The sequence below is a fragment of the Streptomyces sp. NBC_01176 genome, from assembly GCF_045039825.1.
In the GTDB taxonomy this organism is placed as follows: domain Bacteria; phylum Actinomycetota; class Actinomycetes; order Streptomycetales; family Streptomycetaceae; genus Streptomyces.
In genome coordinates, this window is sequence record NZ_CP108600.1 from 1,726,088 (window position 1) to 1,740,823 (window position 14,736).

Sequence of the window (14,736 nt, forward strand, 5' to 3'; positions counted from 1 at the left end):
GTTGGCTGATCTACTTGAACGCGGTGCGGTGCACGGTGCCGTCGACTCCGCGGTAGACCGCGTCGACCGTCCCGTTCGCACCCGCGACGGCTCCGAGCGCTCCGTCGAACGCGGCGCTGGGGAACTCCTGCCGCTTCGACCAGCCCTGCCAGGAGCCCGCCTCGTACCGCTGCTGCCAGAGGGTGTAGTCACCGGCCCGCGCGTACAGGAGCACCTGGTCCCCCACGGTGACGAGGGTGGGGCTGCCGCTGACCGTGCCGCCGAGCGCGCTCCAGTCCGACCACTGGCCCGAGGCGTCCCGGGAGAGGGTCCAGATGTCGTCCGACGCGGTCCGTACGGCGACGTGCACCCGGCCGGTGGAGTCGGCGGCCGCGGACGGCCTGCCGTATGTCACACGGCCGTCGGGGGTGCCGAGCGAGGTCCAGCCGGTGGACGGGCCGCGCTGTACGATCCGGCCTTCGCCGTCGCGGGCGACGAGCGTCCAGTGGCCGGGGTCGGTGAACGCCACCGACGGCGCGTCGCCGAGCCGTCCGCCGAGGCTCTGCCAGTCACCCCAGTGGCCGCCCGCGTAGATCCGCCGGTAGGCACGGGAGTCGGCGCCGCGCACGAAGACGTCGATCCGTCCGTCGGCGGAGGCGTGGACCGCGGGCTGGCCGAGAATGCCGCCCTTCACCGGACCACCGAGGTCCCGGGTGCGCGGTGCGCCGCGGCCGGTGTCCGTGTGCTGGACCAGCGAGCCGTGGGGTCCGCGCAGGAAGGTGTGCACGGTGTCGCCGGAGCGCGCGATCGCGGGGTCGGAGGTGGTCCGCTCCCCCAGGCCGGTGCCGGGCAGCGCGTCGGCGCCGGTGAGCTGGAGGAACGCGGTTCCGTGGGCGGGCACTTCGACGGTGTACGAGTCGGTGTGGACGCCGCGGTCGGCGCGTGCGCGCAGGTCGCGTACGGCGACAGGTCCGCCGAGGGCGGTGTCGGCGAAGCGTACGGTGCGCTGGGCCGGCTTGTCGGACCGGTTGAGCAGGACCACCGCCCGCTTTCCACGGCCCGAGAGGACCTTGCTGTACACGTCGCCGGTGTCGTCGGAGGCGACCCGGACGCCCTGGGTGCCGAGGCGGTCCTGGTCGACGGCGATGATCTCCGGATTGCGGAGGGTGGCCAGCATCGAGGAGTTCAGGGTGCGCGGGTCGGAGCCGAGGACCAGCGGGGAGGCCATCTCGGCCCACATCACGAACTGGGTGGTGGACTCCTCCTCGGTCAGCTCCGGTGTCCCGTCGGACATCGGGCGCATGGGGATGAGGTAGTCGGGGTCGTTCCAGTGGCCGGGACCCTGCGCCTCGGGATGCCAGGCGTTGGCGTCCATGTTGCGCAGGATGTTGGGCCACTCGCCCGGCGTCGGCGTGCCCCAGGCGATGTCGGTGCCGGTGCGCCAGGAGTCGGCGATGGCCGGGGCGTACACGAACGTGTTGTGGGCGTCCTGTTCGGGGGTGTGCGGCAGGCCCCAGTCGTCCGTGAGCGGGTTGCACAGGTTCAGCAGCATACGACGGCCGGACTTCGCCACCGCGTCGCTGAGTTCCTTGTACGCGGGGCCCGGATCGAGCTTCGCGCCGATGCCGCACAGGAAGTCGACCTTGATGGCGTCGATCTTCCAGCCGGCGAACTGCCGTGCGTCCGCGTCGTAGTGGCCGCGGCTGCCCAGCCCGCAGCTCTTCCCGCCGTCGTAGGTGCCGGCGTCGGTGTAGATGCCCGCGCGCAGGCCGCGCTGGTGCAGGTACGAGACGAGGGCGGGGATGCCGGAGGGGAAGCGCTCGGGGTTGGCGACCAACCGGCCCTGCGCGTCGCGCGGGTTGTCGGCCTGCCAGCCGCCGTCGAGCCAGACGATGTCGTAGCCGCTGTCGCGCAGACCGCTGCTGACCAGCTTGTCGGCGACGGAGCGGACCTCCTTCTCGGTGGGCGCGCCCAGGCCGTAGTAGGTGTTCCAGCCCATGTAGGGGGTCGGGGCGAGTCCGCTGTCGTACGAGGCGGTCGCACCGTGGTCCTGCGGGACGGAGGCGGACGCCGAGGCGGAGGCGGTGGGGGCCGTGGTCGCCGCGGCGACCACCATGGCGGCGGTGGCGACACTACGGCGGGTGAGGCGGCGGAGTCCGGGCCTCGGTGCGGGTGCTTGCGAAGTCACGTGCCACTCCCGGTGGTTGGGAAGCAGTAGGGGCGTGACGCGGGCCGCACTGGGCCGGGGGCCTCGGCGTCACGGCGACGACTTTGGCCCGCGGCCGAAACCTTGTCAATATTAATTCCTAATTTAATAGAAGCCGTGGTCCGTCATCTGCCCGAAACCTTGACAGGGCGCGCACGTCGGGGCAGTGTTCGGCAACGTTGTCATGGGCGTTGGCAACGTTGTCACCCCTTCACCGAGTCGAGCGCCCGGTTCTTTCGACATCCCTGATCGGAGCCAAGGTTCATGTCGAATCAGTCCTCCCCTCCTTCCCGGCGTGCCGTTCTCTCGGCCGGTTCCACCCTGCTCGCCGGATTCGGCGCCGGCATGGCCCTGCCCGCGGCCGCCGCGACGGCCGCCACCGGTCGGCCGGGCACTGTTTCCAGCCGGGGTGAACTCGCGGCGAACCGACCGGTGCTGGTGTCCTCCACCGACTACGCCCCCACTCCGGCCGAGTTCGCCGTCGACGGCCTGACCGGTGTCGGGGTGAGGAACTCGGGCTGGCGCGCCGCGGTCGGCGACCCGCAGTGGATCTCCGTCGACCTCCAGGCGCTGTGCGACGTGGAATCGCTGCGGCTCACCTTCGAGGCCACCCTCGACGATCCCCCGTATGTGGACTCCACCGGTGGCAACCCCCGGCTGGACACCACCGGTCAGGAGATCCTGTCCAGTTGCGCGACCGACTTCGTCGTCGAGACCTCCCGTGACAACCACACCTGGACCGCCGCGTTCCGCACCGACGCGGGCAAGGGCGGGGTGATGGAGATCCCGTTCCAGAAGCCCGTCACCGCACGCTGGGTGCGCATGACCGTCAACAAGCGGTCCAACACGAACCCCGTCGGCCTCAACGGCCTTCAGGTCTACGGGACCTGCCGCACCGCACGGCCGTCGGTCACCGGCTGGACCGACTGGGGCACCCACCACCGCACGCCCCCGGCGCTGCGGACCGGTGCGGACGGCACCGTGGTGCTGGAGTCCGGCTGGGACCTGACGATGGACGACTGGGCGGGCAAGGACGGCGCGGAACTGTCCAAGCCCTCGGTGGACACCAGCGGTTGGCTGCCCGCGACGGTCCCCGGCACCGTCCTGACCTCTCTCGTGGACCGCGGCCATCTGCCCGACCCGGTCGCCGGGATGAACAACCTGCACATCCCCGAGGCCCTCTCCCGCCACTCCTGGTGGTACCGCCGCGCGTTCAAGCTGCCCAAGGGCCTGCGCACGGGGAACGGCCGGCACGTCTGGTTGGAGTTCGACGGCGTCAACCACGAGGCCGAGGTGTGGCTCAACGGCTCCGCCGTGGGTACCGTCACGAGCCCGTTCGCCCGGGGCGCCTTCGACGTGACGAAGCTGCTCGAGGACGGCGACCAGGCCGTCGCCGTGAAGATCAGTCCGATGCCGGTTCCGGGCAGCCCGGGTGACAAGGGCCCGCAGGGACTCGCCTTCGTCGACGCCGGCGCGAACACCATGAACCGCAACTCGCCCACCTACCTGGCCTCTTCCGGCTGGGACTGGATGCCCGCGGTGCGCGACCGCGCGGCCGGTATCTGGAACCACGTACGCCTGCGCTCCACCGGTGCGGCCGTCATCGGCGACCCGCGCGTGGACTCGCGGCTGCCGGACCTCCCGGACACCCGGACCGCCGAGCTGACCATCACCGTGCCGGTGCGCAACGCCGACACGGTCGGCAGACGCGTCACGGTCTCGGCCGCCTTCGACGACATACGTGTGACCAGGACGGTCACGATCCCCGGCGGTCAGAGCGCCGACGTCGTCTTCAGCCCGGCGGACTACTCCCGACTCCGGCTGCGCGACCCGAAGTTGTGGTGGCCCAACGGCTACGGCGAGGCGGCGCTGCACAGGCTGACGCTGGCTGCGTCGGTCGACGGCGAGGAGAGCGACCGGCGCACCACACGGTTCGGCATCCGCCAGTTCGGCTACGAGTACCAGGTGCCGCTGGTCTTCCAGACCGGCAGTGACTCGTACGCGCAGACGGTCGACCTCACCCGGCAGAAGGCGCGGTACGTACGCATCGCGTGCCACACCCGCGCCACGGACTGGGGTTCCTCCCTGTGGAGCCTGAGCGTCGCCGACAGCGCGGCGCCCGACACCGACCTCGCACTGCACAAGCCGGCCACCGCCTCCACGGTCGACACCGACTCCAACGGCGCCGGCAACGTCACGGACGGGGACCCCGGCACCCGCTGGTCCTCCGCGTTCCAGGACGAGCAGTGGGTCCAGGTCGACCTGGGCTCCTCCCTCTCGTTCGACCGGGTGGTCCTCACCTGGGAGCAGGCGTACGCGAAGACGTACACCGTCCAGGTGTCGGACGACGGCGACCGGTGGACCGACGCGAAGGCCGTGGACAACACGGCGGTTCCGCTGCCGTTCCACACGTCGGGTTCGGCCAGCCTGCAGAACGTGGACTTCGCGGCGCGGACCGCGCGCTACGTGCGGGTCTTCTGCCATACCCGGGCCAGTAGTTGGGGTTCGTCGATGTGGGGCCTTTCGGTCGTGGACAGCAGCACCGCGGACACCGACCTCGCCCTGCGCAAGGAGGCCACCGCGTCGTCCGTCGAGCAGGACTCCAACGGGCCCACGAACGCCGTGGACGGCAACCCCAACACCCGCTGGGCCTCGGCCTACGAGGACGAACAGTGGATCCAGGTCGACCTCGGTGCGCCGGTCCGGTTCGACCGGGTCGCGATCACCTGGGAGCAGGCGTACGCGAAGACGTACACCATCCAGGTGTCCGACGACGGCGACCAGTGGACCGACGTCACCTCCGTCGACAACTCCATCGACCCGCTCAAGATCAGCGTCAACGGCGTCCGTGTCTTCTGCCGCGGCGGCAACTGGGGCTGGGACGAACTGCTGCGCCGGATGCCCGCCGAGCGGATGGACGCGGCCGTCCGGATGCACCGGGACATGAACTTCACCATGATCCGCAACTGGGTGGGGTGCAGCAACCGCGAGGAGTTCTTCGCCAGTTGCGACGAGCACGGGCTGCTCGTGTGGAACGACTTCCCCAACGCGTGGGGCATGGACCCGCCCAACCACCAGTTGTTCCTCGACGCCGCGCAGGACACCGTGCGGCGCTACCGCATCCACCCCTGTGTCGTGGTGTGGTGCGGCGCCAACGAGGGCAACCCGCCGGGCCCGGTCGACGACGGCATGCGCAAGGCGGTGCGGGCCGAGGCGCCGGACGTGCTGTACCAGAACAACTCGGCCGGCGGCATCGTGACGGGTGGCGGCCCCTACGGCTGGGTGGAGCCCGAGCGCTACTACTCGCCCAGTACCTACGGCAGCGGCAACTTCGGCTTCCACACCGAGATAGGCATGCCCGTACTGCCGACGGCGGAGACCATGCGCCGGCTCGTCGGTGACGAACCCGAGTGGCCCGTGGGCGGCGCCTGGTACCTCCACGACTGGAGCACCCGGGGCAACCAGGCCCCGCAGAACTACATGGCGGCCGTCGAGGAAAGGCTCGGCAAGGCCAAGGACCTCGACGACTTCTGCCGCAAGGCGCAGTTCGTCAACTACGAGAACTTCCGGGCCATGTTCGAGGCCTGGAACGCGAAGTTGTGGGACGACGCGACCGGCCTGATGCTGTGGATGTCGCACCCCGCCTGGTACAGCACCGTCTGGCAGACGTACGACTACGACTTCGACGTCAACGGCGCCTACTTCGGCGCCCGCAAGGCCAACGAGGCCCTGCATGTGCAGGCCGATCCGGACGGCCGGGTGATCGCGGTCAACCACACGCCGGACCTGATCCGTCGCGCCACGGTCACCGCGACGTTCCTCGACCTGTCGGGACACGAAGTGGCCGCGCAACGGCGGAAGTCCGTCGACATCGCTGCGTCGGCCACGGCGGACGCGTTCACCGCCGGCTGGACGGACGACCTGCCCGATCTCCATCTGCTGCGACTGCGTCTGGAGGACTCGGGCGGCAGGCTGCTGGCCGAGAACACCTACTGGCGTCATCGCAACGCCCAGGCCATGCAGGCGCTGAACCGTGCCGACCGGACGAGGCTGTCCGCCGAGGTGACCGGCACGGACCGCTCGGGCGACCGCGGCGAACTCACCGCGCGGCTGCGCAACAAGGGCGGGTCGGTGGCGGCGATGGTCCGCGTCTCGCTCGTCGACCCGGCGACCGGTGAGCGGGTGCTGCCGACCCTGTACAGCGACAACTATCTGTGGCTGCTGCCCGGCGAGTCCCGCACCCTCACCTTGTCCTGGCCGGCCGGGGCACTCCGCTCGGACAGGCCGAAACTGCGCGTGGAGGCCTACAACGCGCCGGCGGTGACCGCGGTGGCGCAGCACTGATCCATCCGGTTCGTCCGCGGCTCCGTGTCCGGGCCGCGGACGAACCGAGGACGGCCGGTCGTGGTGTCCCCCGTCGGCTGGGGGGACACCACGACCGGCATCCTGCCCTGCTCCGCGCCCGCCGCGTGGGCTGGGAAACTGCGCTGTCGGGTTGCCGGCGCACGGTGCCGACCGGCTCCCGCACCGGTCCGTGTCCGCCGACATCGACACGCCCTATCGGCTCCGCGGCCCCGTCCTGCCGATCGGGCACCGGCCGGAGCACAGTCGGTCAGTTCCTGTCGCCGTCGAGCATGGCGTACATGAAGATGTCCCGTCGTTCGTCGCCGACCTGCTGCCAGCTGCGCAGCAAGCCCTCGCGCCGGAACCCGACCCGCTCGGCCGTGCGCATCGAGGCCGTGTTCCACGGCTCCACGTAGAGCTCGAGCCGCGGAATCCGCTGATCGCGCAGGGCCCAGTCCGTGACGGTCCGAAGCGCGGCCGCGGCGGCGCCCTGCCCACGGGCGGACTTGACGACCCAGTAGCCCAGCGACGCCCGGCCCTGGCCGAGATCCCTCAGCCACAGCCCCACGGTGCCGACCGGCCGGCCGTCACCACCACGGGCGATGACGAACGGATAGCCGCTCCCGCCGGATGCCCTCCCCCACTGCCGCTCGACGAATGCCACACCCGCCGACTCGGAGTAAGGACTCGGCACCGTCGTGATCAGCGGGATGTAGTCGTCCTCGGACGCTTCACGGACAAGGTCGAGGTCCGAGAGCCGCCACGGCCGGAGCACGAGACCCTCACCGGCGACAAGCTCGGGCACGTCAAGCGGTTGATCCATGGCGGCATCCTGCCTTGTTCGGCCATCACCCCGCACACGGATATCTCTCGGCGACCAGGAGGCCACGGGACGCCCTTTGTCCGTCACCACGTCAGCACCAGGTCAGCAGGCTCGCGAGGTGACGGATCAATCAGGACGCTGCGGCCGTCTCGGCCAGTTTCTGGAATTCACCGAGGTCGTAGTTGGCGAGTGTCGAGTCCAGATTGGTGAGAGCGCCGACGCGCTCGATGAATCCCTTCGGGTCGTACTCGATCTGCAGAGTGACCCGACTGGTCGTGTCGCTCAGCCGGTGGAACGTGACCACTCCGGCGTGGTCGACACCCTCCACGGTGTGCCATGCGATCCGCTCTTCCGGGATCACCTCGGTGAGCTCCGCGACGAAGTTCTTGTCAGCTCCGGGGATTTGCAATTGCCAGGCGAAACGCCGTCCGTCCAACCTGTCGACCCGGCGTACATGGCTCAGAAAACTCGGCCACCGGGTGACATCGCTCCAGAGCGCCCATGCGACGGAGACAGGAGCTTGAATGTCGACCGTTTCGACCAGAGAGGCGGACAATTGATGACTCCTCAGCAAGTTTGGGACATCGGAAGGTCAGTAGACACTCGGTACCCGTAAGAGGATCGTGTATGCGACCGCGCGGGCTGCCGGGCCCGGCTCGCCGCGGTACTGCCAGAGTCGGCGAGGAGCCTTTGTCTCCGTTCTCCTGCTTATTTGATTTCAAACGATACTGTATCGATTGATTCGACTGTCTGGTAATGTCCGTCTCATGACCGTCGACACCCCGTCCGAGAAGACGCCCGCGCGAGCCACGGACCGCCCCGGGGACGCCTCGCCGTTCGCGCTCGGGCTGCTGCTGCGCCGGGCGCACCGGCGGGCCGCCTCGGTGATGGCGGAGGCGCTGCGGCCGCTGGGGATCGAGCTGCGGCACTTCGGGGTGCTGATCCTGCTGGCCGACCGCGGTCCGACCGTGCAGCGGGACCTGGTCCAGGCGACGGGGTCGGACAAGGCGGGGATCATGCGCGTCGTGGACGACCTGGAAAGCAAGGGGCTGGCCGTGCGCAAGGCCGTCCCAGGGGACCGGCGGGTGCGGGTCGTGGAGATCACGAGGAAGGGCCTGGAGCTCTTCGACCAGGCCCATGCGGCGGCCGAGCCACTGGCCGAGCGGCTGGTCGCGCATCTCGGGGAAGGTGAGCCCCAGCAGCTCACGGACCTGCTCAACCGGTTCACCCACCCGGACGACGGCGAGGAGTGAGCGCGTCGGCACGGTCTGTCGACCGCGCGGACAGACCTCGTGCGGACGGACGTCGTGCGGGCGGACGTCGTACAGACGGGCGTCGTACAGACGGGCGTCGCACAGACGGGCGCCGTACAGACAAGCGCCGTACGGACAAGCGCCGTGCGGAGAGACGTCGTTTCACTCCGCTTTCACGGCGAAGCCGGCCTTGAGGGCGGCGGCCGTCTCCGCCACGCGCCGGCCCTGGGCGCGGGCGGCGGTCAGGGATTCCTCACCGACGGCGATGGAGCCGTCCTCGCCGGTGACATGGCCCGTGCCGTACGGGTTGCCGGGCCCGTCGATCACGTGGTTCTTGTAGCCGGGCGGGACGATGATGCCGCCGAAGTGGTAGGCGGAGTTGTACAGCGCCAGCAGGGTGGATTCCTGACCTCCATGGCGTGAGGCGGTCGAGGTGAAGCCGCTGTAGACCTTGTCCGCCAGCAGATCCTGGTGCCAGAGCCCGGACAGGGTGTCCATGAACGCCTTGAGCTGGGCGGCGACGTTGCCGAAGCGGGACGGCGTGCCGAAGACGACGGCGTCCGCCCACAGGAGGTCCTCGTGCGTGGCCACGGGGATGTGCCCGGTGGCGGAGATGTGGTCCGCCCAGGCACTGTTGCGCGCCACGGCCTGGGCCGGCGCCGTCTCCACGACGCGTCGCAGGCGGACCTCGGCCCCCGCGTCGGCGGCGCCGGCGCGTATTGCGTTGGCCAGCGTGAAGATCGTCCCTGTTGCGGAGTAGTAGACGACGGCGACGTTCGCGGTCGGTTCCGGCATGAGTCTCACCTTCCTTACGATGCGCGGGGCGCGTCGGCAGTAGGCGTATCTCGCGAGACGGTATTGAATGATACCGTTTCTATCGTAACAGAAGGCTGGCGCTGCGGAACGGGACGGCCACGCCGTGCTCCCCCGCCGCGCCTCGGATCCCGAGGTGGTTCACATGGAACGGGACGTCTCCGGCATCGACGCGATCGGCCGTACCGCGTTCGCGGTCGCCACTCTGCGCGCCGCCGAACACCGCACCCCGCACAGCCTGTTCACCGATCCGTACGCCGAGCGCTTCCTGCGGGCGGCCGGGGACGTGCTGGGTCCGCGGCATCGGGCCCAGGCCTTCGTCGCGCTCATGCGGACCCAGGCGGTCGTACGGACCCGATTCTTCGACGACCATCTCCGCTCGGCGGCCGAGCGGGGATGCCGTCAGGTCGTCCTGGTGGCGTCCGGTATGGACAGCCGCCCCTGGCGGCTGGAATGGCCCGCGGGCACGACCGTCTTCGACGTCGACCAGGAACCGGTGTTGCGGTTCAAGAACACGGTGATGGAGGATCACGCGGGCCCGGACACAGCCACCCGCCGCGCGGTGCCCGCCGATCTGCGCAAGGGCTGGGCCGCCCGCTTACGCTCCGAGGGGTTTCGCGACGACCTGCCCACGGCCTGGCTCATCGAGGGTCTCCTCTACTCGCTCGACGAGCAGGCCTGCGACCGGCTGCTGGCCACCGTGAGCGGGCTGAGCTCGCCGGGCAGCACCCTCGCCTTCGACCACTTCGAGGTCGGGCCGTCCCTGCGCGCCGCCACCGACCGCATCAGCCCCGGCCTGACCCGGTTGTGGCAGACCGGCCCCACCGATCCGGCCGCCTGGCTGCACCGTCACGGATGGCGACCCGACCTGCACGAACTCGCCGACGTGGCCGCCCGCTTCGGTCGCACGCCCCATCCCGCCTACACGCCCGGCCCGCAGGCCGAGGGCCGCTCCTGGCTGGCCGCGGCGACGCTCGCGTGACACCGCCACCGCTGAACGGGCTCGGCGGCACGGACCCGCGAGCCGTACCGCCCCAGCCTTCGAGGAACTGATTCACCGGGGGCGAGCGCGAGTTCATCACCCACCCCGACTGCGCGCCCAGCCTCCCGGCCCTGTCCTCTCGCACGCGGTCGTCGCGGGCGGCACGTCCGCATGCGAGCTGCCGGAGCTTCCGCGGCAGGCCTACTGGTAGCAGCCACCCGAGCACAGCACGGACACCGTGCCGCTGTCACCCGTCACCACAGCGGCGGCAGGGGTCCTGTGTGAATCCCGCGGCGTCGGCGCGGCCACGGCCGGCGCCCCGAGGGCGGCGACGGCCGCTACGGCCATGAGAGCGGCAGCAAGGGCGCGCTTGGGCATACGCATTCGGTACTCCTCGAACGGTCTCGGTGGCTCAGCCTCCGCATCCGGCTGGACGCGAGACCAGTCTCACCGTGCTGACTCCGCCCTGAGCAGCTTTTCCATGAGGTTCGAAGCGTTCCGGGGCCGTCGCACTCCGGCCGCAGGCCATCCCACCGCTCTGCTCCCCATGACTTCCGCGCGGTCCATCCGACACGTTGGCCAGCTCCGCCTCGCCTGCCGGGCACCCCTCCGCCGTCCCCCTGTCGGGTGGATTCATGGGGTCGAGCGGGGTCGAGCGCCTCCCGTCGGGGACCCATGAACCGGCGGCGGGGTGTGCCGTCCGCCACGAAGGGGTGGTTGGGATGAGTTCAGCCGAACCGTGTCGGGGACCGACGGACGTCGAATCCCCCAGCGCGACAGGAGCACTCGTGACGTCGACGCATTCGGTGATGAAGAAGCTGCCTGAGGTCACTCTGGCGTTCTGGATCATGAAGATCGCCGCGACGACCCTGGGTGAGACGGCGGGCGATCTGTTCGCCCAGACCCTCGGGGTCGGCTACTTCGTGACCACGGTCGCCCTGTTCCTGCTGTTCGTGGTGACACTGGTCGTCCAGCTCAGGTCCCGTCGCTACAACCCGTTCTTCTACTGGACCGTGATCCTTTCGACCAGCATGGCCGGCACCACGATGTCCGACTTCATGAACCGCGACGCCAGCGCCAAGTACCTCTCGGGCGGGGCGACATCGCTCGGCTGGGGCCCGCAGGGTCTCGGGCTGGGCTACCCCGAAGGCGCCGCCATCCTGATCTCCGTCCTTCTCGCGATCTTCCTCGCCTGGAAACTGAGCGGGATGACGTTCCAGATCCGCGACATCGTGACCTTCCGCGGTGAGGCCCTGTTCTGGTCGGCGATCCTCGTCTCGAACACGCTCGGTACCTCCATGGGCGACTTCCTCTCCGACAGCTCCGGCCTCGGCTACCTCGGCGGGGCACTGCTTGTCTCCGGGCTGCTGGCGGTACTCGTCGCGCTGATGTGGGTCCCGGCGGTGCCGAACGTCCTGCTGTTCTGGATCGCCTTCGTTCTCACCCGGCCGCTGGGTGCCACCGCCGGTGACCTGCTCACCAAACCGCACGCCAAGGGCGGACTCGACCTCGGCACCGTCGGTTCGTCCGCGGTGCTGCTCGCCACCCTGTTCGGCCTCACGGCCTACGCCCAGGTCCAGGAACGCCGCACGGCGGTGCCGGCCTGACGGCCGGAACGGTCCGGGAACAGGCGGACAGGTGGTGAGCCCGTCCCCGGGCACGTCTCCGCAGCCCAGGAGGATGCCGACGTGATGGGGGCTGTCGGGGAAGGTGCCGTCGCCGGGGACGGTCCGGGCGAGCCGGCCCCATCGTGCGCGTGACAACGCCGGCACTCGGTTCGCAGTCGTCCGAGCGGGCGCCGTCGCGGACATGGCCTGACCCTAAGGGCTGTCCGTGTTCGGCCTTCCGTCGGTCCGGGTCGTCGGGGACGGGTGGGGCGCGGGAAAGATGCGCCGCTTGACCATGGGCACCGCTTCCGCCATTCGCAGAAGAGTACGGAAGGCGGTGCGTGGCAGCCGCTTGGTGGTGGCGGCGGCACGGGCGTTGCGGGTGGACAGGGCCAGCGCGGCGTTGGCGTAGTCACGCATCGCGCTCTCGTAACGGCCGACCCGGGCGAGCAGGGGCCCTGGGCCCAGCAGGGCGCGGCGCAGTTCGTCGGCGTCCCGCAGAGCGGTGTTGGCGCCGATCCCGGCCATGGGTGTCATGTTGTGGATCGCGTCTCCGAGCAGCGTGACAGGGCTGGGTTCCCACGGACCGAGGGCGGGCATGGTGCGCAGCGGGATCGCCGCGATCGTCTCGGGCTCGGTCGCGGTGACCAGACGGTTGAGCACCGCTGCCCAGTGCGCGGTCCGCCCGGCGACGTGGTCCCGCAGCGCGGTCCGGTCCATCGCGGCCGGGTCCGCGGGATACGTCCTCCGGCTCTCGGCCCACGCCCAGACCAGGTGGCGGCCGGCTGCGGGAGCGTCCCACGTGGACAGGAACATCCAGCCGGGCCCCGCCGGCACCACGTTGTTCACCGAACCATCGGTCAGCCCGGCGGGGATGCCGGCCATCAGCGGCTCGGTCAGCGTCACCCGGCCGGACACGTTCACGATGCCCAGGTCCTCGCGCTCCAGGCCCGGCAGACGCACCGCGCGCAGGCGGGAGTTGCTGCCGTCCGCGGCCACGAGCAGATCCCCTTCGAAGACCTTTCCGCCCGCACAGGTGACCCGCACCCCGTCCGGGGTCCGCCGGTAGCCGGTGACCTCGGTGTTCCACAGCACCGCGTCGGCGGGCAGCCCCACCAGCAGGGCTTCTCGCAGCGCGTCCCGGGCCACCGCACGGCGTCGCAGATCCGCGTCGACCGCCCCGTGTGCCTCGTTGTCCCGCACGGCCAGCACGCCCAGGTCCTGGTCGTGGAAGGTGATCCTGTCCGGCGCCGGAACCGAGCTCTCCACCAGTCGCTGCCACGCCCTGTCCGGCAGGCAGCCGTGCAAGGCGCGCATCCCGTCGGTGTTGAGGTGGATGCCGTAGGTGGCCGGCTGTTCCCCGCTGTGGCCGCGACGTTCGAGGACGACGGCCTCGATCCCGGCCCGCCGCAGCCCCTGGGCCAGGCACAGGCCTCCCAGTCCGGCGCCGGCGATCAGAACACGCATCACAACTCTCCTGTCTCCGCTCGTAGGGCCTGTCTCAACTGGTAGGGCCCGAAAGGGAATCAGGCACGGCCGGGATAGACGAACCGCGTCAGCAGGTCCACGAGCCGCTCGGTCTCACCCGGCAGCAGACGGGCGACCAGGACGTCGATGACGGGCGCGACGTCCGTGTGCGCCCGGTCGAAGACGGCGCGGCCGTGCTCCGTCACGGCGACGATCCGCACCCGCCGGTCCGCCGGAAGAGTCGCCCGCGTCACCAGGAGCTCGCGCTCGAGGTCATCGACAACGCGGACCATCGTGGCCCGGTCGCTGCCGGTGACCTCCACCAGTGCGCTCTGGCTCATCGCCCCCTTGTCGCACAGGGCGATCAGGACGGCGAAGTGCCGCGTTTCCAGTCCCAGCGGCCGCAGGACGCCGGCGACCGCGGCCAACGCCCGGTCGTGGGCGCGCCGCAGCAGCAGCCCCAGCGCGAAGACCGACCGGTCATCCGGGCCGTCGGTCGCCCGCGGGCCCGGCCATGCCCCAGCAGCATTCGTCATACCTGAGACCATATCATGTGAAACCATATTGTCAGAGACTGTTTCATGTGCAACGATCGACTCATGGACACCGCCGACACGCCTACGACCTCCACGGCCGACCCACGGCAGAAGCCCGTGCCGTCCCGCCGAGCGGGAGGGGCCGCGAAACTCTCCGGCGCCGTGGTCACCGCCGCGCCCACGGTCGCGTTCCTCGGGGCCGACGCCGCCGTCTCCCTCGACGCCGGCCTCATCGCCGCAGGCGCCACCGCAAGCGCCGCGTTCGCCTGGCGCCTGCTGCGCAAGGAGAAGCTGCGCCAGGCACTCGTCGGACTGCTCGTCGTCGGCGTCTGCGCGGGCGCGGCGGCCTTCACCGGCGAGGCACGCGGGTTCTTCCTGCTGCCCGCCCTGATCCCCTTCGTCGTCGTGGCCGTCTGCCTGGGCAGCATCCTGATCGGCCGGCCGCTGACCGGAGTGATCCTCAACCGGGTCAGCGGGGGTCACGCGAACTGGCGCGAAGTACCCCGGCTGCGCCGCGTCTACCGCAACTCCACATGGGTGTGCGTCGCCGTGAACGTCGTCAACGCGACCCTCCAGGTCACCTACTACCGCGACGACGAACCCCTCGTCCTGGGCATCGTCCACATCGCCACCGGGCCCGTCTTCGCCGTCATCGTCGCCGCCACCATCGCCTTCGCCCGCCGAGCCGTGCCCGCGCGCGGCCCCGAGGCATGAACGACCCGTGCC

The 14,736-nt window shown here is 70.4% G+C and carries 12 protein-coding genes; 5 read left to right on the forward strand and 7 right to left on the reverse strand.

What is annotated here, in order from left to right:
• Positions 1–10: 10 nt before the first annotated feature.
• Complete coding sequence (locus tag OG199_RS07220) at positions 11–2,167, reverse strand: glycoside hydrolase family 27 protein (RefSeq protein WP_405828643.1); 2,157 nt, start codon at positions 2,165–2,167, stop codon at positions 11–13.
• A 282-nt stretch (positions 2,168–2,449) separates the two neighbouring features.
• Between OG199_RS07220 and OG199_RS07225 the strand changes: the two genes are divergently transcribed.
• On the forward strand, positions 2,450–6,529 hold the full coding sequence (locus OG199_RS07225) for a discoidin domain-containing protein (RefSeq protein ID WP_405828645.1): 4,080 nt from the start codon (positions 2,450–2,452) through the stop codon (positions 6,527–6,529).
• Between the two features lie 268 nt (positions 6,530–6,797).
• Here the strand turns inward: OG199_RS07225 and OG199_RS07230 are convergent, their stop codons facing one another.
• Together OG199_RS07230 and OG199_RS07235 are read right to left on the reverse strand one after the other, a co-directional pair.
• Positions 6,798–7,352 (reverse strand): GNAT family N-acetyltransferase, encoded by a 555-nt coding sequence (locus OG199_RS07230; protein WP_405828647.1) that lies wholly within the window; start codon positions 7,350–7,352, stop codon positions 6,798–6,800.
• Positions 7,353–7,482: 130 nt separating this feature from the next.
• Entirely contained in the window at positions 7,483–7,908 is a 426-nt protein-coding gene (locus tag OG199_RS07235; RefSeq protein WP_405828648.1) for an SRPBCC family protein, read from the reverse strand.
• Positions 7,909–8,119: 211 nt separating this feature from the next.
• On the opposite strand from OG199_RS07235, the gene OG199_RS07240 reads away from it, so the two are divergent.
• On the forward strand, positions 8,120–8,605 hold the full coding sequence (locus tag OG199_RS07240) for a MarR family winged helix-turn-helix transcriptional regulator (RefSeq protein WP_405828650.1): 486 nt from the start codon (positions 8,120–8,122) through the stop codon (positions 8,603–8,605).
• A 162-nt stretch (positions 8,606–8,767) separates the two neighbouring features.
• Here the strand turns inward: OG199_RS07240 and wrbA are convergent, their stop codons facing one another.
• Positions 8,768–9,400, reverse strand: coding sequence for an NAD(P)H:quinone oxidoreductase (gene wrbA / locus OG199_RS07245; RefSeq protein WP_405828652.1), 633 nt, complete (start codon positions 9,398–9,400; stop codon positions 8,768–8,770).
• Positions 9,401–9,563: 163 nt separating this feature from the next.
• Between wrbA and OG199_RS07250 the strand changes: the two genes are divergently transcribed.
• A complete protein-coding gene (locus OG199_RS07250) occupies positions 9,564–10,400 on the forward strand; it encodes an SAM-dependent methyltransferase (RefSeq protein WP_401810351.1) in 837 nt (278 codons plus the stop codon).
• Between the two features lie 201 nt (positions 10,401–10,601).
• On the opposite strand, the gene OG199_RS07255 is transcribed toward OG199_RS07250, so the two are convergent.
• Complete coding sequence (locus OG199_RS07255) at positions 10,602–10,784, reverse strand: hypothetical protein (RefSeq protein WP_356806101.1); 183 nt, start codon at positions 10,782–10,784, stop codon at positions 10,602–10,604.
• 404 nt (positions 10,785–11,188) lie between these two features.
• Here OG199_RS07255 and OG199_RS07260 point away from each other — a divergent pair, with 404 nt between their 5' ends.
• Positions 11,189–12,007 carry a hypothetical protein gene (locus OG199_RS07260; RefSeq protein ID WP_356806100.1) on the forward strand — a complete coding sequence of 273 codons (819 nt, stop codon included), beginning with the start codon at positions 11,189–11,191 and terminating at the stop codon, positions 12,005–12,007.
• 213 nt (positions 12,008–12,220) lie between these two features.
• Here the strand turns inward: OG199_RS07260 and OG199_RS07265 are convergent, their stop codons facing one another.
• Both OG199_RS07265 and OG199_RS07270 read right to left on the reverse strand, forming a co-directional pair.
• Positions 12,221–13,474 (reverse strand): FAD-dependent oxidoreductase, encoded by a 1,254-nt coding sequence (locus OG199_RS07265; protein ID WP_405828654.1) that lies wholly within the window; start codon positions 13,472–13,474, stop codon positions 12,221–12,223.
• Positions 13,475–13,533: 59 nt separating this feature from the next.
• A complete protein-coding gene (locus OG199_RS07270) occupies positions 13,534–14,010 on the reverse strand; it encodes a MarR family transcriptional regulator (protein ID WP_356806096.1) in 477 nt (158 codons plus the stop codon).
• A 63-nt stretch (positions 14,011–14,073) separates the two neighbouring features.
• Here OG199_RS07270 and OG199_RS07275 point away from each other — a divergent pair, with 63 nt between their 5' ends.
• On the forward strand, positions 14,074–14,724 hold the full coding sequence (locus tag OG199_RS07275) for a DUF3159 domain-containing protein (protein WP_405828656.1): 651 nt from the start codon (positions 14,074–14,076) through the stop codon (positions 14,722–14,724).
• Positions 14,725–14,736 lie beyond the last annotated feature (12 nt).

Bases quoted from the DNA above. Each gene is read 5' to 3' on its own strand.
- OG199_RS07225 (WP_405828645.1), top strand. From the start codon at position 2,450: ATGTCGAATCAGTCCTCCCCTCCTTCCCGGCGTGCCGTTCTCTCGGCC.
- OG199_RS07230 (WP_405828647.1), bottom strand. From the start codon at position 7,352: ATGGATCAACCGCTTGACGTGCCCGAGCTTGTCGCCGGTGAGGGTCTC.
- OG199_RS07240 (WP_405828650.1), top strand. From the start codon at position 8,120: ATGACCGTCGACACCCCGTCCGAGAAGACGCCCGCGCGAGCCACGGAC.
- wrbA (WP_405828652.1), bottom strand. From the start codon at position 9,400: ATGCCGGAACCGACCGCGAACGTCGCCGTCGTCTACTACTCCGCAACA.
- OG199_RS07250 (WP_401810351.1), top strand. From the start codon at position 9,564: ATGGAACGGGACGTCTCCGGCATCGACGCGATCGGCCGTACCGCGTTC.
- OG199_RS07255 (WP_356806101.1), bottom strand. From the start codon at position 10,784: ATGCGTATGCCCAAGCGCGCCCTTGCTGCCGCTCTCATGGCCGTAGCG.
- OG199_RS07265 (WP_405828654.1), bottom strand. From the start codon at position 13,474: ATGCGTGTTCTGATCGCCGGCGCCGGACTGGGAGGCCTGTGCCTGGCC.
- OG199_RS07270 (WP_356806096.1), bottom strand. From the start codon at position 14,010: ATGACGAATGCTGCTGGGGCATGGCCGGGCCCGCGGGCGACCGACGGC.
- OG199_RS07275 (WP_405828656.1), top strand. From the start codon at position 14,074: ATGGACACCGCCGACACGCCTACGACCTCCACGGCCGACCCACGGCAG.